We start from the raw sequence: 19,746 nt of genomic DNA, 5'->3' as shown, positions 1-19,746 counted from the left end.
CGGGCGGATGTTTTGTTAGAATGAGAGTATGTGAATTTTGATACGGAGGGTTTAAAATGTTCGCAACTTTTCTTCACGGTTTTATCCTTGCTTTCGGGCTGATTTTGCCGCTCGGCCCGCAAAATGTATTTGTGTTTAACCAGGGGGCGCTGCAGCCTAATTTCACAAAAAGCCTGCCGGTTGTCCTGACTGCCTCGCTTTGTGATACAGTGCTGATCTCGCTTGCTATTCTCGGCGTATCTGTCGTGATTCTTGAATTTTCCTGGCTGCAAATCGTGTTATACGGCATCGGCTTTTTCTTTCTGCTTTATATGGGGTGGTCGATTTGGCGGGCATCCCCGGCCAAAGAAAGCGGGCACGAACATACGCTGCCCGCAAAAAAGCAGATCGCCTTTGCTCTCTCGGTTTCACTGTTAAACCCGCATGCAATACTCGATACGATCGGTGTGATCGGCACGAGCGCGATTGCTTACACGGGCAATGCAAGGTGGGCTTTTGCCATTGCCTGCATCGCCGTTTCATGGATCTGGTTTTTCAGCCTCGCCGTTGCCGGAAGGGTCATGGGAAGTCTCGATACAACAGGAAAATGTCTCGTGCGCATCAACAAAATTTCAGCACTCGTGATATGGGGTGTGGCCGTTTTGATTGCGAAAGAATTTTTAAAAGCATTCCACTTGATCTGAAGACCTATTAAATCATGTTTCGACGGTGTTGTGTGCCAGGAATCCAGCCAAGCTGGGGTCTTTTTTTTTAAAACGGATTTTAAGATTATCTTAAGCTTTTCCCATTACACTCATTTAAAATGGAAAAGCCCGGATAGAAAGGATGGTTCGATGAATCAGATGTGATGTATTCTGTCGTTGTCCCGGTTTTCAATGAAGCAGAAGTCATTCAATTGACGAACCGGCGCTTGAAAAAAGTGATGGACTGGGCCGGCAAACGATGAACTTTTTTTGTCAATGACGGCAGCAGGGATGAAACAAAAGACAGGCTACATGATTGTCCGCGGCACATACGGGATACGCGAAATGAAACGCGAAACCACAAGCATCGGGCTCTTCAGCCAATAAAAAATACAGCAAAACAGGAGAATGAAGATGATAAGCAAATGGAAAAACCGGATCGATTGCTGGCTGGCAGCAATACTCGCCTTCTCAGCCGTCTTAAATTTTTACAATCTGCAAAATGCAGGTTCAAATGAATATTATACGGTTGCGGTCAAAAGCATGATGAAAAGTTTCCACGCTTTCTTTTATGCCTCATTCGACCCGGCCGGTTTTATTACGGTCGATAAGCCGCCGGTTGCATTATGGATACAAGTTTTAAGCGCAAAAATTTTCGGCTTGAGCGACTGGAGCGTGTTGTTTCCGGAAGCTTTGGCAGGCGTCCTCTCGGTATGGCTGATGTATGTGATTGTCAAGCCAAAGTTTGGGCGGACTGCAGCGCTCGTTTCCAGCCTTGTGCTCGCCTGTTCACCGATTTTTGTCGCGGTCGTGCGTACAAACAATGTCGACAGCATTTTGATTTTGACGCTTCTCATCGCAGCATGGGCACTGATGAAAGCCGCAGATCAGGCGGAGTTCCGTTACTTGTTGCTGAGCATGGCGCTGGTCGGGGTCGGTTTTAATATCAAGATGCTGCAGGCCTATATGGTTCTTCCTGCGGTTTATCTGTTTTACTTGGTCGCAGCAAAAGTGAATTGGAAGAAAAAAATCCTTCATCTGGCTTCAGCGACAGTCATTTTGGCCGTCGTGTCGCTGTCATGGGCGGTAGTTGTCGATTCAATTCCGGCAAGCAAAAGGCCGTATATCGGCAGCAGCCAAACGAACTCTGTGCTGGAACTTGCTTTCGGGTATAACGGGATCCAGCGGCTGACCGGAAACCAAAGCGGAGGAAATAAAGCGAATGCGGATAAAGCTTTAACATCCGCGCAAAACAGCAGCCAGTCTTCCTCAAGTACCGCGCAAAACGGAAATTCTGGCACAAATGCGCAAAGAAACATGCCACAAATGCGGAACGGGCAGACGGGCGGCATGTTTGGGACAGGCACGCCGAGCATTTTCCGCCTTTTTCAATCGGAGTTATCCGGCCAAATCAGCTGGCTCATGCCGTTTGTGCTGATGACTATGGTTGCGCTCGTTGTCAGCTGGCGGAAAACAAGGAAATTTACCATGCAGCATAAATTCGCTCTGTTCTGGCTCGCCTGGCTCCTGCCGATGATGGCGTTTTTCTCTGTGGCTCAATTTTTCCATCAGTATTATTTAAGCATGATGGGGCCTGCCATTGCAGCATTGGTCGGGATCGGCTGGACACTGCTTTGGGATTTTTACCAAAACGAAAAGGATTGGAAAAACTGGCTTCTGCCGGCGGGCGTGCTTGCAACGTTCCTTTTTGAGGCGCTCATCCTTTACCAAAATAAAGATTCCATTGATTCAATTTGGATTTTCTGTACAATTATGGCCGGGTTCGTGCTCGCCGTACTGCTGGCGATGAAGCACCAGCCGAAAACCGCCCGTATTTTTGGGATGCTCAGCCTTGTCGGAATGCTTGCCATGCCGTTTTACTGGACGGTGCTGACGATTGGCAAAACGAATAACGCATCCACGCCGATAGCCGGGCCGGGCTCCGCTTCATTTGGAAAGGGAATGGCGATGGCTCGGGATGGCAATGTGCAGGAGCCCGGCGGCATGGCAGGAGGAAGTTTTAACGGTGATATGAGTAACCGCGGCCATATGCAGCCGCCGAATTTCGGTTCTTCGCTGAATCAGGATGCGGGGACGCCGCCAACAGGGAATGCATCCCAAGCAAAACAAGGCAATTTTGGCGAAAGACAGGTCAACACCAAACTGCTTTCTTATTTGAAAATGCATTACAATGGTGAAACGTACTTTCTTGCAACGGAAAGCGCACAAACCGCCGAAGCATACATGTTGAAGACTGATTATGCTGTGATGGCAATGGGCGGCTTTTCCGGCAGCGACCCGGCATTGACGCCTGAGAAGCTCGAAAAAATGGTGAAGTCGGGCAAAGTGAAATATTTCTTAATCTCAGGTAACGATTTCCGCATGGGCGGCAGCCAAAGCAGCGTGACGAATTGGATCAAAACCCATTGCAAAAAAGTACCTGAGAGCGAATGGAAAGATAGTTCAAACAGCCAAACGAATTTTGGCGGTCACTTTGGTGGCATCGAAACGTTGTATGTATATGAGGGATAAATTTTACCGAAACCGGCTCCGGGGATGGGCCGGTTTTTTGATCGGGGAATTTGTCATTTACCTGCCTGAAAAACTGCAAACAATTGGATTTTTTGTTGAAACTTTCGCTAAAATTGTTATGATAAAAGAAACTTGAATGAACAGGAAACGGACAATATACTCATAAACGGGCGCCCAAGCTTGCATCTTATGAGGAGAACGGTAAAATGAATGGAGTGTCACGGATTGTTACTGGAAAATTTTTTACCAAACCGTCAAGTGAAATCGGTGCTAATGATCAAGCCGGAAGAATTAAAAAAGCACGGCATTAAAGCCATTATTACCGATTTGGACAACACATTGGTCGAGTGGGACAGGCCAAGCGCCCCTCCGAAACTCATCCAATGGTTCCAGAATATGAAAAAACATGATATCAAAGTAACGATTGTATCCAATAATAATGAAACAAGGGTAAAAACGTTTGCGGACCCGCTTGGCATCCCGTTTTTATACAAAGCGAGAAAGCCGCGTGGCAGAGCTTTCCGACAGGCGCTTGACATCATGGGTGTGAAAAAAGAGGAAACCGTTGTGATCGGCGACCAGTTGCTGACGGATGTGCTCGGCGGGAACAGAAACGGTTTTTATACCATTCTTGTCGTTCCGGTTGCGCAATCGGATGGATTTTTGACAAAATTCAACCGGATGATTGAACGGCAAATTATGGGCTGGTTCAGGAAAAAAGGTTATTTAACTTGGGAGGATTGAATTTGGAAAAACAGGCAGTGCATTGCATCGGTTGTGGGGTGGAAATCCAGACGGAAGATCCGGATGTTTTAGGGTACGCCCCGAAGTCTGCGCTGGAAAAAGAACAGGTCATTTGCCAGCGCTGTTTCAGGCTGAAACATTACAATGAAGTGCAGGATGTCCCTTTAACGGACGATGATTTTCTAAAAATCTTAAACCGGCTCGGGCAGGTGGACGCGCTGATTGTTAAAATTGTCGATATTTTTGATTTCAACGGAAGCTGGCTGCCGGGGCTCCACCGGTTCGTCGGGAAAAACCCGGTACTTTTAATCGGCAATAAAGAAGACCTTTTGCCGAAATCGGTGAAAAGGGCGAAAATGGTCAACTGGATGAAGCAGCAGGCGAAAGAACTCGGGTTGCAACCGGTTGATGTGCTGCTTGTGAGCGCGGCAAAAGGGCATTCAATTGATGAGGCGATGGCGGCGATCGACCATTACCGGAACGGGAAGGATGTGTATGTTGTCGGCTGCACGAATGCCGGCAAATCCACCTTTATCAACCGTGTGATCAAGCAGGCAACAGGGGAAAAAGATGTGATTACCACTTCTTATTTTCCGGGGACGACGCTCGATATGATCGGGATCCCGCTTGATGACGGGACTTCTCTGTTTGATACGCCGGGCATTATCAATCACCACCAAATGGCCCATTTTGTCGGCAAAAATGAATTGAAGGTGATAACGCCGAAAAAAGAAATCAAGCCGATGGTATACCAGTTAAACGAAAAACAAACGCTGTTTTTCGGCGGGCTCTCCCGTCTCGATTATATAAAAGGCGGCAGGCGCCCGTTTGTCTGCTATGTTTCGAATGCCTTGAAAATCCACCGCACCAAACTTGAAAATGCGGATGCATTGTATGCACGGCAGCTCGGTGATTTGCTGCAGCCGCCGGGAAAAGGGCGGCTGGCCGAATTCCCGGAGCTGGTGCGGTATGAGTTTTCCATTAAAGAGCGGAAAACGGATATAGTTTTTTCCGGGCTCGGCTGGGTGACGGTCAATGAACCGGGTGCGGTAGTGGCTGCGTATGTGCCAAAAGGCGTGCGTGTCATGCTCCGCCGCTCATTGATTTAAAAATGGGAAAGGCAGGAATGTTGGTCTTGCCTTTCTTCCGTTACAATAGGGAGTGAGAATTTTGGCAGAACTGTATGGGGTGATAGGCGACCCGATTGCCCATTCTTTGTCGCCTGCCATGCACAATGATGCATTCCAGGCACTCGGATTGGATGCGTATTACCATGCCTTCCATGTTACGCCGGACAATCTGGAAGCGGCTGTAAAAGGCATGAAAGCGATCGGGGTGGCCGGTTTTAATGTGACCATTCCGCATAAAGCGGCAATTATGCAGTATCTCGATGACATTGACCCGATCGCAAAAACGATCGGCGCCGTCAATACGGTCGTGCGGCGTAGCGGCAGATGGATCGGGTATAATACGGATGGTCCGGGTTTTCTTCAGGCGTTAAAGGAAGAAATCGGCCGGCCTTTAGCGGGCGATAAAGTGTTGGTCATCGGTGCAGGCGGGGCGGCAAAAGCGATTTATTATTCACTGTGCCGTGAAGGGGCGCAGCAAGTTGATCTATCGAACCGCACAAAAGAAAAAGCTGAAGCCATCCGAAATGCCAATCCTTACCCGTGCCCGTCGCAGGTGCTTACGCTGGATGAAGCAGAAAAAAATCTCGGAAGCTATACACTCATCGTGCAGACCACTTCCATCGGCATGTACCCGAAAACGGATGCGCAGGCAGTTTCCTTGGCAAACTTACAACCAGGTGCATTTGTTTCCGATATCATTTATAATCCTTTTGAAACGAAATTTTTAAAAGAAGCCAAAAAACGCGGCGCCCGGACGCAAAATGGCCTCGGCATGTTTATTTACCAGGGGGCGGTCGCTTTTGAAAAATGGACAGGCATTAAACCGGATACGGAAAGAATGAAAAGCATCGTGTTGAAACATTTAGGAGGAAATGTATGTTAACAGGCAAACAAAAACGGTTTTTGCGTTCTAAAGCGCACCATTTGAACCCGATTTTCCAAGTCGGAAAAGGCGGGGTGAATGAAAATATGGTGAAGCAGGTCAGCGATGCCCTTGAGGCGCGGGAACTGATCAAAATCAGTGTCCTGCAAAACTGCGAGGACGATAAAGATACGGTTGCCGCCGAACTTACGGAAGGGTCGCAGGCGGAGCTCGTGCAAATCATCGGCAATACGATCGTCCTCTATAAAGAATCAAAGGATCATAAAGAAATCGTTCTGCCTTAAGGTGGTCAGGTATGAAAAAAAGAGTGGGAATTTTAGGCGGAACATTTGACCCTCCACATATCGGCCATCTCATTATTGCAAACGAAGTGCTGCAGGAATTGGAATTGGATGAAGTGCGGTTTATGCCGAACCAGGAACCGCCGCATAAAGAAAAAACCGCCGGCGTGACGGACCTGGATCGGCTGAATATGCTGGAGCTTGCCACAAGCGGCCAGCCTGCTTTTAAAATAGAGACGATTGAAATGGAAAGGCCCGGACGCTCGTATACGTATGATACGATAGTACTGCTCAAGGAACGCGAACCGGACACCCAATTTTATTTTATCATCGGTGCGGATATGATCGAATATTTGCCGAAATGGCGGAACATTGACGCGCTTGTCCGGCTCGTCCGATTTGTCGGCGTCAACCGGCCGGAGCATTCGCATCAAACCGCTTATCCGGTACAGTTTGTTGAAATTCCCGAAATCCATATTTCCTCATCGCTTATCCGCGCGCATTTGCAAAAAAAACGGTCGGTCAAGTATTTAATTCCGGATGCGGTGTGGGAATATATAAAGGAGCATCATTTATATGGAACGTGAGAAAGCATTGGAACTTGTCAAAGCACAGCTGACGGAACGCCGCTACGCCCATACGCTCGGTGTAGTGGAAACTGCCGTCCGTCTGGCAAAAAAATACCATGCAGATGAGAAAAAAGCAGAACTGGCGGCGATTTTCCATGATTACGCAAAGTTCCGCCCGGTGGATGAAATGAAGAGAATCATAATAGACCAAAAGATGGATGGACGGCTGCTTGCTTTCCACCATGAACTTTGGCATGCCCCGGTCGGCGCGTATTTGGTGGAAAAAGAAGCCGGGATTACTGATCGGGAAGTACTCGATGCGATAAAATATCATACAACCGGACGGGCAGGCATGACGAAGCTTGAGAAAATTGTGTATTTGGCCGATTATATTGAACCAGGGCGCAATTTCCTGGGGGTGGATGAAGCCAGGCGGCTTGCTGATGAAGATTTGGATAAAGCGGTGTTGTTTGCGGCGGGGCATACGATTGAATTTTTGATCAGCAAACACCAGACCATTTTTCCGGAAACTTTTGCGTTATACAATGATTTAGCGATGAAGAAAGAAGGGAAATGAATTTGGACAATCAGGCATTATTAAAAACAGTCGTGAAAGCTTGCGACGATAAACGCGCGGAAGATATTGTCGTGCTGGACATGCGGGGGATATCATTAATTGCCGATTATTTTCTCATTTGCAACGGCAATTCCGATAAACAAATCCAGGCCATTGCCCGTGAAGTAAAAGAAAAAGTCGAAGAAGCAGGGCACATGGTTAAACGGATTGAAGGATTTGAAGAAGGAAAATGGGTGCTGATTGACCTCGGGGATATTGTGGCCCATATTTTTAACCGTGATGAACGGAATTATTACAATTTGGAAAGGCTTTGGGGAGACGCGCCATCCGTCAGCATTGAGAGCGTGCTGTCATGAGCTATGAAGATTTCGCCTATGTGTATGACGTGTTAATGGAAGATGCACCTTACGCGGATTGGCTGCGGTGGATTAAAGCACAGCAACAGCAGTATGGCATTACAGGCAGGCGCATCCTTGACCTTGCCTGCGGGACAGGCGAATTGTCGGTGCACCTCGCCAGGGAAGGCTACGATGTAACCGGTGTGGACTTGTCGGAGAACATGCTCGCTGTTGCCAGCGAAAAAGCGCTTGTAGAAAGCTTGTACATTGTTTTTCTCCAACAAAACATGTGCATGCTTGAAGGCCTTCATGATTTTGATATCGTGGCGGTTTTCTGTGATTCGCTGAATTATTTGGAAACGGAAAGCGAAGTCAAAGAGACGTTCCGGCATGTGTATGGGGCACTCAGGCCTGGCGGAATGTTCCTGTTTGACGTGCATTCCATTTATAAAATCGACCGGTTGTTCCAAAACCATACGTTTGCCGATAACGGAGATGACGTCTCCTATATTTGGAACAGTTTTCCCGGCGCCTACCCGCATTCGGTTGAACATGAGTTAAGTTTTTTTGTTTTTGATGAAAAAACTGGCCTGTATGAACGGTTTGACGAATTGCATAAGCAGCGCACGTTCCCGGTTGAAACATATGGGAAATGGCTTAGAGAAGCCGGCTTTGAAGTAAAATCGCCTACTGCCGATTTTAAAGCGGAAGCGCCGGGGCCTGAGAGCGAAAGGATCTTTTTTACGTGCATCAAACGGTAGAAAAAGGCATTCTGTTTTGCGGCAGAATGCCTTTTTTGCAAAAAAATTTAAAAAGATGTGCAGGAATATGAAAGAAAATGTCGAATCATTATTATATGCCGAATTGCCTGGCAACTGCTTCCATGTCCTCTTTAAATTTTTCGTGCGTCGCTTCAAAGAGCTTCTCGAACATGCCATCAGTTTCTTTTTCGAGCACTTTGATGCCTTCCCCGGTAATACCACCTTTTACGGTCACCTTTTCCTGCAATGCAGGCAGTGTGTAAAAATTTTGTTTTAACAGCTCCCCCACCCCAACCAGCATTTCAGCAGTCAGTACCGTAGCGGTGCCCCTGTCGATGTTTGTTTTATTTACGGCTCCTTCCACCATTTTTTGCGCCAAAAAGCTGAAAAACGCGGGGCCGCAGCTGACAAGATCGGAGGCAACCCTCGTAATCTGCTGGCCGATTTCAATCGGCTTCGAAATTTTTGAAAACAATGCGGTTAATTTTTTCCGCCATCCATCTGTGCACTGGCTGCCGAAAGTCAATAATACGGCCCCCGCTAAAGCCCTGTTCGTAATGCTAGGAATCGCTCTTGCGCATGAGCAGGGCACAACGGAAGCGAGCTGTTCAACCGTAACCGGGCTCGTAATGCTTACGAGGCACTGCTCTTTTCGGAAGGCAGCCCCGTACCTGCTCAGAATGCCGTGCATATCAAGCGGTTTTACGCACAGTAAAACCAATTCCCCATTCCGGATGACATCTTTTATATTTCCAACCCGAATGCCAGGATATTTATTTTTCAATAATTCGGCTTTTTCAGGTGTTCTGTTCGTAATCCATAATTGCGAAGGAGTAATGGCACCGACATCAATCAAAGCTTCGATTAAAATGCTGCCCATATTACCCGTCCCGATCACTCCAATGTTCATGATGGCTTTCCCTCCTTCAGCTGCTAATTCTTTTAGCATTCCATAACAATATATGTGGAATGAAGACCGGATATGAAAAAGAGGTGAACCGTTTTGAAAGAGTTTCTTTCCAAGTACCGCTGGCATGCTACGGCAGCGTTAGCGGCAATCAGTATTGCAATATTGTTTTATTTTAGCCAAAATAAAAACATGGACAGCACTGAGCAGAAGTATACCCCGTCTGAAACGGCTGTGCAGCCCGGGGCCGGAACGTCTGCCGGGGATACCGCCGGGGCGCAGTCCGGTGCAGCGGAGGCGCAGGTTCCTGATGAAATTTACGTGGATGTGAAAGGGGCGGTCAAACATCCCGGCATATACAAAGCGGATATGGACGAACGGGTATACGATCTCATACAAAAAGCGGGGGGCTTTGAAAAAAATGCCGACCAGTCCCAGGTGAACCTCGCACAGAGAGTGAAGGATGAAATGGTGATCCAAGTGCCGGAAAAAGGCAAAAAAACTGTTCCGGCCCAGCCGGCGGGAACGGCTTCCGGCACTGCAGCGCAGCCTGCTTCTGATGCCGCTTCCGGAACTCCCGGGGAGGCGGCCGAAAAAATCAATATCAATACAGCCGACGAAGCCCAGCTTGAGACATTGCCCGGCATCGGCCCGTCAAAGGCGCGTGCGATTATTGAATACCGCGAGAAAAACGGGCCTTTCCAAAAACCAGAAGATTTGAAAAATGTCTCAGGGATTGGGGACCAGACGTTTGCCAAAATTGAAAGTTCAATTACACTGCAATAAAAATGAGTGAAAAGGAGTAGAAATCTATGGACCGGATTTCCTGGAACCAGTATTTTTTGGCGCAAAGCCATTTATTATCCTACCGGAGCACATGTTCAAGGCTGGCTGTAGGGGCTACAATTGTCAGGGACAAACGGATTATCGCAGGCGGGTACAATGGCTCCATCGCGGGCGATGAACATTGCATTGACAAAGGGTGTTATGTGATTGACGGGCATTGTGTGCGGACGATCCATGCCGAAATGAACGCGATTCTCCAATGTGCAAAGTTCGGAGTGGCGACAAAAGATGCGGAAATTTATGTGACCCATTATCCGTGCCTGCAATGCACGAAAGCGATTATCCAGGCCGGCATTAAATCCGTCTACTATGCGCAGGATTACCGGGTCCACCCGTATGCTGCGGAACTGTTTGAAAAAGCGGGCGTCCATGTCGAACATGTGGCGTTTCTGCCGGAATCTTTGGATATCCATGCAAAGGAAAAGGCCGAGCTGGTTGAAAGGTTGTTTATGATTGCAAAAGACCATGGCGCGGATGCCGAAGAATTAAAAAATTTGCGGGAAGAGGCTGAAGCTTTGTTTGCGGGCGGATTTTTGGCGGAAACCCGGCATGTTCCAAAACCGTAAGGGCGGACGGCAGGATGAAAGGAAAATGGCTGTTTGCGGCGCTCGCGTCTTTAAGCGGGGCGCTCGCAGGCCTTCATGCGCCGCTTCTTCTTGTTCTGTCCGCCCATTTGGTTTGGATTCGCATCTTTATGCTGAAAAAGAGGCCCGTTATCCTCGCATCTGCCGCCCTTTACGGGCTGGGGTTTTTTAGCGGTTTTTGGCAATCCGCTACCTCCCATACAGTGCTTCAAGCCGGTAGCGCCCAATTGACCGTCCGTTTCAAAGATTATCCGAAAATAGACGGAAACCATATCAAAGGCACGGCGGATGCCGGAAAAGAAAAAATCCTATTCCAATATTATGCAAATCAGGAAACGGATTTGGAAAACTTAAAAAACATAATTTCCCCCGGAACGATTTGCACGGCTGGAGGGGAACTGGAAGCCCCGGAGCCGAACCGCAACCCCTCTATGTTCAATTACCGCGAATATTTAGCCCATCAGCATATCCACTGGATTTTTCAAGCGGACCGTATCCTTTCCTGCGGCAAACCACCCCATCAATGGAGAAGCGTTTTTAAGCAAATTCGCCATACTCTCCTGCTTCAAATCGAAAATACTTTCCCGGAACGTACAGCGCCTTATGCGGAAGCGCTTTTGCTCGGCGAACAGGAAAATTTTGACGACAGTGTTTACCAGCTTTACCAAAGGCTCGGCGTCGTCCACCTGCTGGCGATTTCCGGGTTGCACGTGCAATTGGTAGCGGGCGCATGCTTTTATCTCTTGATCCGGATCGGCATAACAAGGGAACGCGCTGCCATCTGTTTAATGTTGATCCTGCCGGTGTATGCGGTGCTGTGCGGGTTGAATCCGCCTGTTTCACGGTCTGCCGCGATGTCGGTTCTTTTGCTTTTATCCGCCCAAAAAAAGCTCCCGGTCGGCATACTTGATGCTTTATCGATTTGTTTTATTTTATTTTTGCTGAAAGATGTTTTTATCCTTTACAATATCGGTTTCCAGCTGTCATTTGCCGTTTGCCTTGCCCTTTTGCTTTCGGGCGGCATTTTAGAAAACATGCGGGGTGCGTTGAAAAAAGGGCTTGCCATTTCTTTCATTTCCCAATTGGCGGCTGTGCCGGTCCTCTGTTATTCTTTTTATGAGTTCTCCGCCATCGGCTTGCTTTCCAATCTCGTTTACATTCCATTGTACACTTATATATTGCTTCCGCTTGCTGTTTTGGCGTTTGCCTCAGAATGGCTTGCTCCGCCGCTTTTTTCGTTTTTTTCTTCATGTTTCAACTGGATGGTTGCCCTTTCAGAAAAAATGGGGGAAATGATCGATACGAGGTGGTCCACCGTTTTAACCGGAAAGCCGCCGCTTTGGGTGCTGATCCTTATAGCAGCGGCGATTGTGTATGGCTTTGTCTTGATGGAGGGAGGAAAGAAAATCATCCGCTCCGTGCTGCCGCTTGTTTTTATTATTTTTTGCTTGATCTTAAGCGAAAATCATCCGCTTTTTGGCGAAGTTACATTTATTGATGTCGGGCAGGGGGACAGCATTTTAATCCGGCTTCCGCTGGGGAGGGGAACCTATTTGATCGATACAGGGGGAACTGTGCAGTTTGAGAAACCAGCTTGGAAAAAAAGAAAAAATCCGTTTGAAGTTGGTAAAGATATTGTTGTCCCGTTTTTAAAAAGCAAAGGAATTGGTACGATCGACAAATTGATTTTAACGCACAGCGATGAAGACCATATCGGGGGTGCGGCGGCGGTTATCCGGTCATTGCGCGTCAAAGAGATCCATATTTCGCCCCATTCGTGGGAAAAGCCGTTAATGCGGAAAATGCTCGCTCATGCTGCACAAAAAAAGATTCCAGTTTATGAGATGAAAAACGGGAATGGATGGCGGAACAATTTCGGCGTTTTCCAATATGTCTCGCCGTTTGACAGCAAGTATGAAGGCAATAATGGCTCGCTTGTGCTTTACGCCGCAATGGGCGGGAAAACATGGCTTTTTACGGGGGATCTTGAACAGGAGGGGGAGGAAAAGCTGGTTGCGGCATATCCGGCATTGCACATTGATGTGCTGAAAGCCGGTCACCACGGCAGCAAGACCTCTACGGGCGAAACGCTGCTGCGGCAGTATAAGCCCTCGGTTGTGGTCATTTCCGTAGGGAAAGATAACCGCTTCGGGCATCCAAACCAGGAAGTAATTCGGAGACTCAAGAAAGCGCATGTGTTGATTTTCCGCACGGATGAAGACGGAGCGGTACAGTACCGCTTTTTCAAAGAAAGGGGAACCTTTTTAACCGTCCTTCCATAGTATAAAGTAGCTTCAAGAAGAAAGATGGAGCAAAAAAACCCGGCCGAACCGGCTTTTGCCCTGCCGGATTGCGCCCGGGCCCTTTAGTTTTATTTCCCGATGATGTCAACAGCTGTGGCAATGATAAACATAACGGCAAAAAATAAAAAAGAGACGAGAAACCCTGCAGCGGAGTCGACGACATCATTTGTTTTCGACTGGACATCCTGCTCGAATTCGTTCATCTAATCCCCCCCTTTGTTTTTTAGATTATATTATAATTTCTGAATCATTTCTACAAATTTTTGGGTGCCAGGAGTTGTCAATCATAGCCCTGGGCCTTCGGGTGACAATAAAGGTAAAGGGGTCCACCGTTAATGGGAAAGCATCCTGGGACTTTTCCATTAGCGTTTATATAGATAAAGGGGATTTCTTACAAATCCCCTTTTTCATTTGTTTTCCTTGCAACGGAGCGCCAGTTTTTATACCATAGGAAGTAGAGCAGTTTGGGAGCGAGAAGAATGGACGAGTTATGGAAAAAAATCGAACGGGGGCAATTTTCCCCGCTTTATTTATTGTATGGCACGGAAGATTATTTAATACAGGAAACGAAAAATAAATTGATTGGGCATGCCCTTGCCCCGGAAGAAATGGATTTTAACTATGCTTCCTATGATTTGGAAGAAACGCCGGTCGAAACGGTTGTTGAAGATGCTGAAACTTTCCCTTTTATGGGGGAGAGAAGAATTGTGATTGCGCATCACCCGTACTTTTTAACCGCCGAAAAGCCGAAGCAGAAAGTGGAACACCAATTGGACAAGCTGGAAGCATATGTTAAGATGCCGGCTCCTTATTCCATTTTGGTGCTGGTTGCGCCTTATGAAAAACTGGATGAGCGGAAAAAACTGGTGAAGCTGCTCAAAAAACAGGCAACTGTCGGGGAAGCCAAAAAATTAAATGAAAGGGAGCTGAAAGAATGGCTTGTTGGCCGCGCCGGCGGAGAAGGCTGTCGGATCGGGAAGGAAGCGGCTGAACTCCTGATTTCGCTTGCCGGCACGGATATGAGTGCCCTTGCCAATGAAATGATGAAGCTGTGTTTATATGCGGGCAAGGGAAATGAAATATCATTGGATATGGTAGCCGCTTTAACAGCGCGGTCGCTTGAGCAAAATGTGTTTGAACTTGTGGAAAAAGTGGTCCAGCGTAAAATTGATGAGGCGCTCCGGATCTATTACGACCTTTTAAAGCTCAACGAAGAACCGATAAAAATTTTGGCGCTTATTTCGGGCCAGTTCAGGCTGATTTACCAGACGAAAGAACTGGCGAAGCGCGGTTACGGACAACAGCAAATCGCTTCCTATTTAAAAGTGCATCCTTACAGGCTAAAATTGGCGGCCGGGCAGGCCAAACTGTTTACACAGGAAGAACTGAACCAAATTATGTCGCTGCTTGCAGACAGCGACTACGAAATGAAATCCAGCGGCCTGAAAAAAGAAATGATTATTGAAATGTTTTTGTTTAAACTGCATGGGATGAAGGCAGGAACAAAATAAAAAAGACGCGCAATCGGCGTCTTTTTTATTTTTTACGCTTGTGCGGAGAATTTTTTCATCAAGCGTGCTTTTTTGCGGTTTGCGGCATTTTTATGGATAAGACCTTTAGATGCAGCTTTGTCGAGATGTTTTATCGCATTCACTAAAAGTTCTTTTGCATTTTCGTCGTTATTCGCAGCAGCAGCTTCGAATTTTTTCACTGCAGTACGCATGGCGGATTTTGCCGCTGTGTTTTGTGCATTATTTTTTTCGCTGACTTTTACGCGTTTGATTGCGGATTTAATGTTTGGCATTTCTTTCACCTCCTGCGAGCAAAAACATCTTTAACTCGTCCACATGCACTATAGAACAAATGATATTGTAACAAATGGAAAGTGATATTGCAATACATTGTACAACAATTTGCCGGTTTCCGAATGGTTTGTCCGGATTAGGGAAAAACAATGGTAAAAACATTGAAGCGCCAAAGGAGGAAACCGAATGGATTTGAGTATTTATTCCGTCCGGACGGATTTAGCGATTGAAGCCCGTGATCTGGCCGTTGAAGAAAAAATCAAAAATAAAGAAAGCGGTGAGCTTGAAGGCGTCACGGTGGAAGAAAGGACTGTAAACGATATGAAAGTCACCACCGTGAAGATATCGAAAAAAGGGGAGAAAGTGCTCGGAAAAAAAGCCGGAAATTATCTTACGATTGAAGTGCAGGGCATCCGTAACGGGGATACGGAAGTCCAGCAAAAAGTGGAAGAAGTATTTGCGGAAGAATTTAACCGGTATTTAAAAAATTTGAACATCAAGGAAGATGCGAGCTGTCTTGTCGTGGGGCTCGGGAATTGGAATGTAACGCCGGATGCGCTCGGCCCCCTTGTTTGCGAAAAAGTTCTTGTGACGCGCCATTTGTTTAAGTTGGAGCCGGAAAGCGTTGAATCCGGCTACAGGCCGGTGAGCGCGCTTGCCCCTGGCGTGATGGGGCTGACCGGCATTGAAACGAGCGACATTATTTTCGGCGTCAGTGAAAAAACGAAGCCGGATTTTATCATTGTCGTGGATGCACTGGCGTCCCGCTCGCTGGAAAGGGTCAATGCCACCATACAAATTTCGGATACAGGCATCCAGCCTGGGTCGGGCATCGGCAATAAAAGAAAAGAGCTGTCAAAGGAAACGCTCGGGGTGCCCGTGATTGCGATTGGCGTTCCGACCGTTGTCGACGCTGTGACGATTACGAGCGATACGATCGATTTCCTTTTAAAACATTTCGGGAAAGAAATAAGAGAGTCGTCGCGGCCGTCGCGGGCACTTGCGCCGGCAGGGCTTACATTCGGTGAGAAGCGGACCCTGACGGAAGAGGATATGCCGGGGAGTGAGGCGCGGAAAATGTTCATGGGGATGGTCGGAAATTTGGAAGATGAAGAAAAACGGAAGCTGATCCATGAAGTGCTCGCGCCGCTCGGCCATAATTTGATGGTAACGCCGAAAGAAATCGATGTATTTATCGGGGATATGGCAAATCTGTTGGCAAGCGGACTGAATGCGGCCCTGCATTCATCCGTCAACCAAGAAAATACAGGGTTTAAGACGGGATGAAGAGAGGGCGTTTTTCCCATGCCGGAGAAGCGCCCTCCGCATTTCGGGATGTCCAGCTGCTGGCGCTATCGGCTGGCGGATTTTCCGGCCGCTTCCCTACGATTAGTCAATATCGGCTCGATACCTCGCCATGTTTCCTTTATCCCAGTCAGGAGTCTAAAATATCCGAACGCCGATAATCAAGCGCCCTCCGCATTTCTTCGTTCTATTCTTTCTATGAAAGCCATAAGATTTATTAGATAGTAATAGACTTGATTGGAAAGGGTGGGACGATGAAACTCGGCAGGCAATCCAGCCATTTTTTTATTCTCAATCTGACAAGTATCATTCACCTGATTTCCATTGTCATCATGTCCCTGTTGCTTGTGTTTATATTAATCGGCACGCTGACGTCATTAAAGCCGGGATACCGTGTGTCGTCTTCCGCTGTCAATGAAGCGGCAAAACATTTTTCAAGCAAAACATTGTACAAGTACTTACTGTCGGACAGCCAGCTGCTTGTGCACAACTTTCCGGTTCAGGACGAGCGTCCGGTCAGCAATCTTGTATTTGAAATGTTGACCAACATCCGTTTTGAAGATCCGCGCAGTTTTCTTGGGCGCGAGCTGCCCGGCTTTGAAATCTTTGACAGCAAAATTTTAGTGGCCGGCGATGGCGCTAATTATACAAATGTGCCGATCGAATCCGTCCCGCCCGACAGTGCTTTGAAAGCAAAAGACCCGGCAACGCAAAACACGGATCAAATTGATGATAAAAGCAGCAGTGATGAAGCCAAGCAGCCTCCCGAAAGGACAACCGGCGGAAAAAAGCGAGTATTTATCTATTTTACGCATACGCATGAATCTTACTTGCCATATTTAAAAGGCGTTACGAACCCGAATCTGGCCCAGCACTCGAAAATCAACGTCACGAAAGTCGGTGAAAAGCTGGCACAGGACTTGGAGGACAGAGGGATCGGCGCCACCTCCAGTACGACCGATATTCAAAAATTGCTCGTCCAGAACCATATGGACTATACCCAGTCCTACCAGGAATCGCGGACCGTAGTTGAAGCTGCCATGAAAAATGACCGCGATCTCCAGTATTTTATCGATGTCCACCGCGACTCAAGAAGAAGAAAAGATACGACAGTAGAAATAAACGGAAAATCTTACGCAAAAATCGCTTTTATTATTGGCGGGGAAAACCCGAATTGGGAAAAAAATGCAAAGCTTGCCGAGGATTTGCACAACCTGATTAAAAAGAAATATAAAAATTTATCAAGGGGTGTCATCTTGAAAAAAGGCGCGCTCACAAACGGAAAATTCAACCAGGATTTATCGGGGAATTCTTTTTTGATTGAAGTCGGGGGCGTCGATAACACATTTGAAGAGATGTACCGGACGATGGATGTATTTGCCGATGTGTTTGCCCAATATTACTGGCAGGCGCAGAGCGTGAGTGGTTCCGGTTCTGCAGAAACAGGGAAAAATTAACCGCCGGCAATGGGCGGATTTTTCTTTTGTTCCATGGGCAGCTGTCGCGAATAGCAGGAAAAGAGGGCCGCGCTATGTACGGAGCGGTTGCCGCGGCAGATTGCGGGTGAGCTTACCCCGCCGTCGTTTTTCATTGAATGTCCGTTTCCCTGCTGATATAATCAAAAATAGTGTACATGTGCCGAATACAGGAGTGAATGATATGATGAACCGTAAAGAAAAGCTAGACAGGCAAAGGAGGATCCGAAACTTTTCCATAATTGCCCATATCGACCATGGGAAATCGACTTTGGCCGACCGCATATTGGAAAAGACGCATGCGTTAAGCCAGCGTGAAATGAAAGACCAGCTCCTTGATTCGATGGAATTGGAACGCGAGCGCGGCATTACGATTAAATTAAACGCCGTACAGCTTAAATATAGAGCAAATGATGGAGAAGAATATATTCTCCATTTAATTGACACCCCGGGACATGTCGACTTTACATATGAAGTGTCGCGCAGCCTCGCCGCTTGTGAAGGTGCGGTGCTCGTTGTGGATGCTGCGCAGGGGGTGGAGGCGCAGACGCTCGCGAATGTATACCTCGCTTTGGACAACAATCTTGAAATTATTCCTGTCATCAATAAAATTGACCTGCCTTCCGCCGATCCGGAACGCGTCCAGCAGGAAATTGAGGATGTGATCGGCCTTGATACGTCGGAAGCTGTGCTTGCATCCGCCAAAGCCGGGATCGGCATTGAAGATATTTTGGAACAAATCGTCGAGAAAGTGCCGGCGCCTGAAGGTGACCCTGATGCTCCGCTGCAGGCGCTCATTTTTGATTCGCTGTATGATTCCTACCGAGGCGTCATTGCTTATATCCGCGTGATGCAGGGGTCGGTAAAAGTCGGCGATAAAATCCGGATGATGTCAACCGGCAAAGAGTTTGAAGTGACGGAACTCGGCGTCAGCACCCCGAAGCCGGTATATGTCGACGAATTAACTGTCGGTGATGTCGGATTTTTGACTGCATCGATCAAAAATGTAAAAGATACGCGCGTCGGGGATACGATTACAAGCACTGTAAACCCTGCGAAAGAGCCGCTTCCGGGTTACCGGAAAATGAACCCGATGGTTTACTGCGGCCTGTATCCGGTCGACAGCGCCAGATTTAACGACTTACGGGACGCCCTTGAAAAACTTGAATTAAACGATTCCTCACTGCAATATGAGCCGGAAACATCACAGGCGCTCGGCTTCGGCTTCCGCTGCGGTTTTCTCGGCCTTTTGCACATGGAAATTATCCAAGAGCGGCTTGAGCGCGAATTCAATATCGACCTCATTACAACTGCCCCGAGCGTGATTTACAAAGCGAAACTGACGGACGGCAGCGAGGTGACTGTTGACAACCCTACAAATTTGCCGGAACCGCAAAAAATCGAATATATCGAAGAGCCGTATGTTCGCGCCTCCATAATGGTGCCGAATGATTATGTCGGTGCTGTCATGGAAATTGCGCAGGCGAAGCGGGGCAATTTTATCGATATGCAGTATTTGGATGATATCCGCGTCAATGTCATTTACGAAATCCCGCTTGCCGAGATTGTATACGACTTTTTTGACCAGCTGAAATCGAGCACGAAAGGGTACGCTTCTTTCGATTACGAGCTGATCGGGTATAAGCGTTCGAACCTTGTGAAGATGGACATTTTGCTGAACGGGGAAAAAGTGGACGCCTTAAGCTTCATTGTCCACCGCGATTTTGCGTACGAGCGCGGGAAAGCGATCGTGGAAAGGTTAAAAGAACTCATCCCGCGCCAGCAGTTTGAAGTGCCGGTCCAGGCTGCGGTCGGGCAGAAAATCATCGCCCGCTCCAACATTAAGGCGCTGCGCAAAAACGTGCTTGCAAAATGTTACGGCGGCGATATTTCACGGAAAAGGAAACTCTTGGAGAAACAAAAAGAAGGAAAGAAACGGATGAAGCAGGTCGGTTCCGTAGAAATCCCGCAAGAAGCGTTCATGGCAGTATTGAAAATGGACGATACTTCGAAAAAATGACCG

At 47.6% G+C, this 19,746-nt stretch carries 20 protein-coding genes; 17 read left to right on the top strand and 3 right to left on the bottom strand.

Annotated elements, in window-relative coordinates; all coding sequences use genetic code 11:
* Window positions 1–56 precede the first annotated feature (56 nt).
* The 10 genes from BpJC4_RS07220 (at window position 57) to BpJC4_RS07175 (ending at window position 8,498) form a co-directional block, all read left to right on the top strand.
* Window positions 57–683: a LysE/ArgO family amino acid transporter gene (locus BpJC4_RS07220; protein ID WP_151679787.1), complete on the top strand. Its 627-nt coding sequence runs from the start codon at window positions 57–59 to the stop codon at window positions 681–683.
* A gap of 414 nt (window positions 684–1,097) precedes the next feature.
* Window positions 1,098–3,215, top strand: coding sequence for a glycosyltransferase family 39 protein (locus tag BpJC4_RS07215; RefSeq protein ID WP_151697714.1), 2,118 nt, complete (start codon window positions 1,098–1,100; stop codon window positions 3,213–3,215).
* Window positions 3,216–3,440: 225 nt separating this feature from the next.
* A complete protein-coding gene (locus tag BpJC4_RS07210) occupies window positions 3,441–3,959 on the top strand; it encodes a YqeG family HAD IIIA-type phosphatase (RefSeq protein ID WP_151679789.1) in 519 nt (172 codons plus the stop codon).
* Between the two features lie 2 nt (window positions 3,960–3,961).
* Complete coding sequence (gene yqeH, locus BpJC4_RS07205) at window positions 3,962–5,068, top strand: ribosome biogenesis GTPase YqeH (protein ID WP_151679790.1); 1,107 nt, start codon at window positions 3,962–3,964, stop codon at window positions 5,066–5,068.
* Window positions 5,069–5,129: 61 nt separating this feature from the next.
* Window positions 5,130–5,972, top strand: coding sequence for a shikimate dehydrogenase (aroE, locus tag BpJC4_RS07200; RefSeq protein ID WP_151679791.1), 843 nt, complete (start codon window positions 5,130–5,132; stop codon window positions 5,970–5,972).
* Complete coding sequence (gene yhbY / locus BpJC4_RS07195) at window positions 5,966–6,256, top strand: ribosome assembly RNA-binding protein YhbY (RefSeq protein WP_151679792.1); 291 nt, start codon at window positions 5,966–5,968, stop codon at window positions 6,254–6,256. The genes aroE and yhbY overlap by 7 nt, the downstream gene beginning before the upstream one ends.
* A gap of 11 nt (window positions 6,257–6,267) precedes the next feature.
* Window positions 6,268–6,840 carry a nicotinate-nucleotide adenylyltransferase gene (locus BpJC4_RS07190; RefSeq protein ID WP_151679793.1) on the top strand — a complete coding sequence of 191 codons (573 nt, stop codon included), beginning with the start codon at window positions 6,268–6,270 and terminating at the stop codon, window positions 6,838–6,840.
* Window positions 6,830–7,399, top strand: a complete 570-nt coding sequence (gene yqeK / locus BpJC4_RS07185) for a bis(5'-nucleosyl)-tetraphosphatase (symmetrical) YqeK (RefSeq protein ID WP_151679794.1) — start codon at window positions 6,830–6,832, stop codon at window positions 7,397–7,399. The genes BpJC4_RS07190 and yqeK overlap by 11 nt, the downstream gene beginning before the upstream one ends.
* 2 nt (window positions 7,400–7,401) lie before the next feature.
* Window positions 7,402–7,755 (top strand): ribosome silencing factor, encoded by a 354-nt coding sequence (gene rsfS, locus BpJC4_RS07180; RefSeq protein WP_151679876.1) that lies wholly within the window; start codon window positions 7,402–7,404, stop codon window positions 7,753–7,755.
* Window positions 7,752–8,498, top strand: coding sequence for a class I SAM-dependent DNA methyltransferase (locus tag BpJC4_RS07175; RefSeq protein WP_151679795.1), 747 nt, complete (start codon window positions 7,752–7,754; stop codon window positions 8,496–8,498). The genes rsfS and BpJC4_RS07175 overlap by 4 nt, the downstream gene beginning before the upstream one ends.
* A 91-nt stretch (window positions 8,499–8,589) precedes the next feature.
* Here the strand turns inward: BpJC4_RS07175 and comER are convergent, their stop codons facing one another.
* Window positions 8,590–9,408, bottom strand: coding sequence for a late competence protein ComER (comER, locus tag BpJC4_RS07170; RefSeq protein ID WP_151679796.1), 819 nt, complete (start codon window positions 9,406–9,408; stop codon window positions 8,590–8,592).
* A 93-nt stretch (window positions 9,409–9,501) separates the two neighbouring features.
* Between comER and BpJC4_RS07165 the strand changes: the two genes are divergently transcribed.
* Genes BpJC4_RS07165 through BpJC4_RS07155 form a run of 3 tightly spaced genes read left to right on the top strand, consistent with a single transcriptional unit; the run spans window position 9,502 to window position 13,117 of the window.
* On the top strand, window positions 9,502–10,191 hold the full coding sequence (locus tag BpJC4_RS07165; protein ID WP_253693437.1) for a helix-hairpin-helix domain-containing protein: 690 nt from the start codon (window positions 9,502–9,504) through the stop codon (window positions 10,189–10,191).
* Window positions 10,192–10,217: 26 nt separating this feature from the next.
* Complete coding sequence (locus BpJC4_RS07160; RefSeq protein ID WP_151679797.1) at window positions 10,218–10,817, top strand: ComE operon protein 2; 600 nt, start codon at window positions 10,218–10,220, stop codon at window positions 10,815–10,817.
* A gap of 14 nt (window positions 10,818–10,831) precedes the next feature.
* Window positions 10,832–13,117 carry a DNA internalization-related competence protein ComEC/Rec2 gene (locus BpJC4_RS07155; RefSeq protein WP_151679798.1) on the top strand — a complete coding sequence of 762 codons (2,286 nt, stop codon included), beginning with the start codon at window positions 10,832–10,834 and terminating at the stop codon, window positions 13,115–13,117.
* Between the two features lie 89 nt (window positions 13,118–13,206).
* Here BpJC4_RS07155 and BpJC4_RS07150 read toward each other — a convergent pair whose 3' ends face one another.
* Window positions 13,207–13,341, bottom strand: coding sequence for a YqzM family protein (locus BpJC4_RS07150; RefSeq protein WP_151679799.1), 135 nt, complete (start codon window positions 13,339–13,341; stop codon window positions 13,207–13,209).
* 276 nt (window positions 13,342–13,617) lie between these two features.
* Here BpJC4_RS07150 and holA point away from each other — a divergent pair, with 276 nt between their 5' ends.
* Window positions 13,618–14,649, top strand: coding sequence for a DNA polymerase III subunit delta (gene holA, locus BpJC4_RS07145; protein ID WP_151679800.1), 1,032 nt, complete (start codon window positions 13,618–13,620; stop codon window positions 14,647–14,649).
* Window positions 14,650–14,681: 32 nt separating this feature from the next.
* On the opposite strand, the gene rpsT is transcribed toward holA, so the two are convergent.
* Window positions 14,682–14,942 carry a 30S ribosomal protein S20 gene (gene rpsT / locus BpJC4_RS07140; protein WP_151679801.1) on the bottom strand — a complete coding sequence of 87 codons (261 nt, stop codon included), beginning with the start codon at window positions 14,940–14,942 and terminating at the stop codon, window positions 14,682–14,684.
* 187 nt (window positions 14,943–15,129) lie between these two features.
* Between rpsT and gpr the strand changes: the two genes are divergently transcribed.
* From gpr to lepA, 3 genes are all read left to right on the top strand, one after another.
* Window positions 15,130–16,230, top strand: coding sequence for a GPR endopeptidase (gpr, locus tag BpJC4_RS07135; protein ID WP_151679802.1), 1,101 nt, complete (start codon window positions 15,130–15,132; stop codon window positions 16,228–16,230).
* 272 nt (window positions 16,231–16,502) lie between these two features.
* Window positions 16,503–17,705 (top strand): stage II sporulation protein P, encoded by a 1,203-nt coding sequence (gene spoIIP / locus BpJC4_RS07130; RefSeq protein ID WP_151679803.1) that lies wholly within the window; start codon window positions 16,503–16,505, stop codon window positions 17,703–17,705.
* Window positions 17,706–17,910: 205 nt separating this feature from the next.
* The gene (gene lepA, locus BpJC4_RS07125) at window positions 17,911–19,743 is read left to right on the top strand and encodes a translation elongation factor 4 (protein ID WP_371862230.1); all 1,833 of its coding nucleotides are present in this window, start codon (window positions 17,911–17,913) and stop codon (window positions 19,741–19,743) included.
* The last annotated feature ends 3 nt before the right edge of the window (window positions 19,744–19,746 follow it).

The sequence above is a fragment of the Weizmannia acidilactici genome (genome assembly GCF_008974185.1).
GTDB classification, from domain to species: Bacteria; Bacillota; Bacilli; order Bacillales; family Bacillaceae_C; genus Weizmannia; species Weizmannia acidilactici.
Note: the sequence above shows the minus strand (reverse complement) of the source record. Positions and strands in the feature narration are given on the sequence as shown.

What these genes read in the sequence shown, in the direction of transcription:
- gpr (WP_151679802.1), top strand. Translation starts at nt 15,130, where the DNA reads ATGGATTTGAGTATTTATTCCGTCCGGACGGATTTAGCGATTGAAGCC.
- lepA (WP_371862230.1), top strand. Translation starts at nt 17,911, where the DNA reads ATGAACCGTAAAGAAAAGCTAGACAGGCAAAGGAGGATCCGAAACTTT.
- BpJC4_RS07215 (WP_151697714.1), top strand. Translation starts at nt 1,098, where the DNA reads ATGATAAGCAAATGGAAAAACCGGATCGATTGCTGGCTGGCAGCAATA.
- comER (WP_151679796.1), bottom strand. Translation starts at nt 9,408, where the DNA reads ATGAACATTGGAGTGATCGGGACGGGTAATATGGGCAGCATTTTAATC.
- BpJC4_RS07160 (WP_151679797.1), top strand. Translation starts at nt 10,218, where the DNA reads ATGGACCGGATTTCCTGGAACCAGTATTTTTTGGCGCAAAGCCATTTA.
- holA (WP_151679800.1), top strand. Translation starts at nt 13,618, where the DNA reads ATGGACGAGTTATGGAAAAAAATCGAACGGGGGCAATTTTCCCCGCTT.
- BpJC4_RS07150 (WP_151679799.1), bottom strand. Translation starts at nt 13,341, where the DNA reads ATGAACGAATTCGAGCAGGATGTCCAGTCGAAAACAAATGATGTCGTC.
- BpJC4_RS07155 (WP_151679798.1), top strand. Translation starts at nt 10,832, where the DNA reads ATGAAAGGAAAATGGCTGTTTGCGGCGCTCGCGTCTTTAAGCGGGGCG.
- yqeK (WP_151679794.1), top strand. Translation starts at nt 6,830, where the DNA reads ATGGAACGTGAGAAAGCATTGGAACTTGTCAAAGCACAGCTGACGGAA.
- BpJC4_RS07175 (WP_151679795.1), top strand. Translation starts at nt 7,752, where the DNA reads ATGAGCTATGAAGATTTCGCCTATGTGTATGACGTGTTAATGGAAGAT.
- spoIIP (WP_151679803.1), top strand. Translation starts at nt 16,503, where the DNA reads ATGAAACTCGGCAGGCAATCCAGCCATTTTTTTATTCTCAATCTGACA.
- BpJC4_RS07220 (WP_151679787.1), top strand. Translation starts at nt 57, where the DNA reads ATGTTCGCAACTTTTCTTCACGGTTTTATCCTTGCTTTCGGGCTGATT.
- yhbY (WP_151679792.1), top strand. Translation starts at nt 5,966, where the DNA reads ATGTTAACAGGCAAACAAAAACGGTTTTTGCGTTCTAAAGCGCACCAT.
- BpJC4_RS07190 (WP_151679793.1), top strand. Translation starts at nt 6,268, where the DNA reads ATGAAAAAAAGAGTGGGAATTTTAGGCGGAACATTTGACCCTCCACAT.
- rpsT (WP_151679801.1), bottom strand. Translation starts at nt 14,942, where the DNA reads ATGCCAAACATTAAATCCGCAATCAAACGCGTAAAAGTCAGCGAAAAA.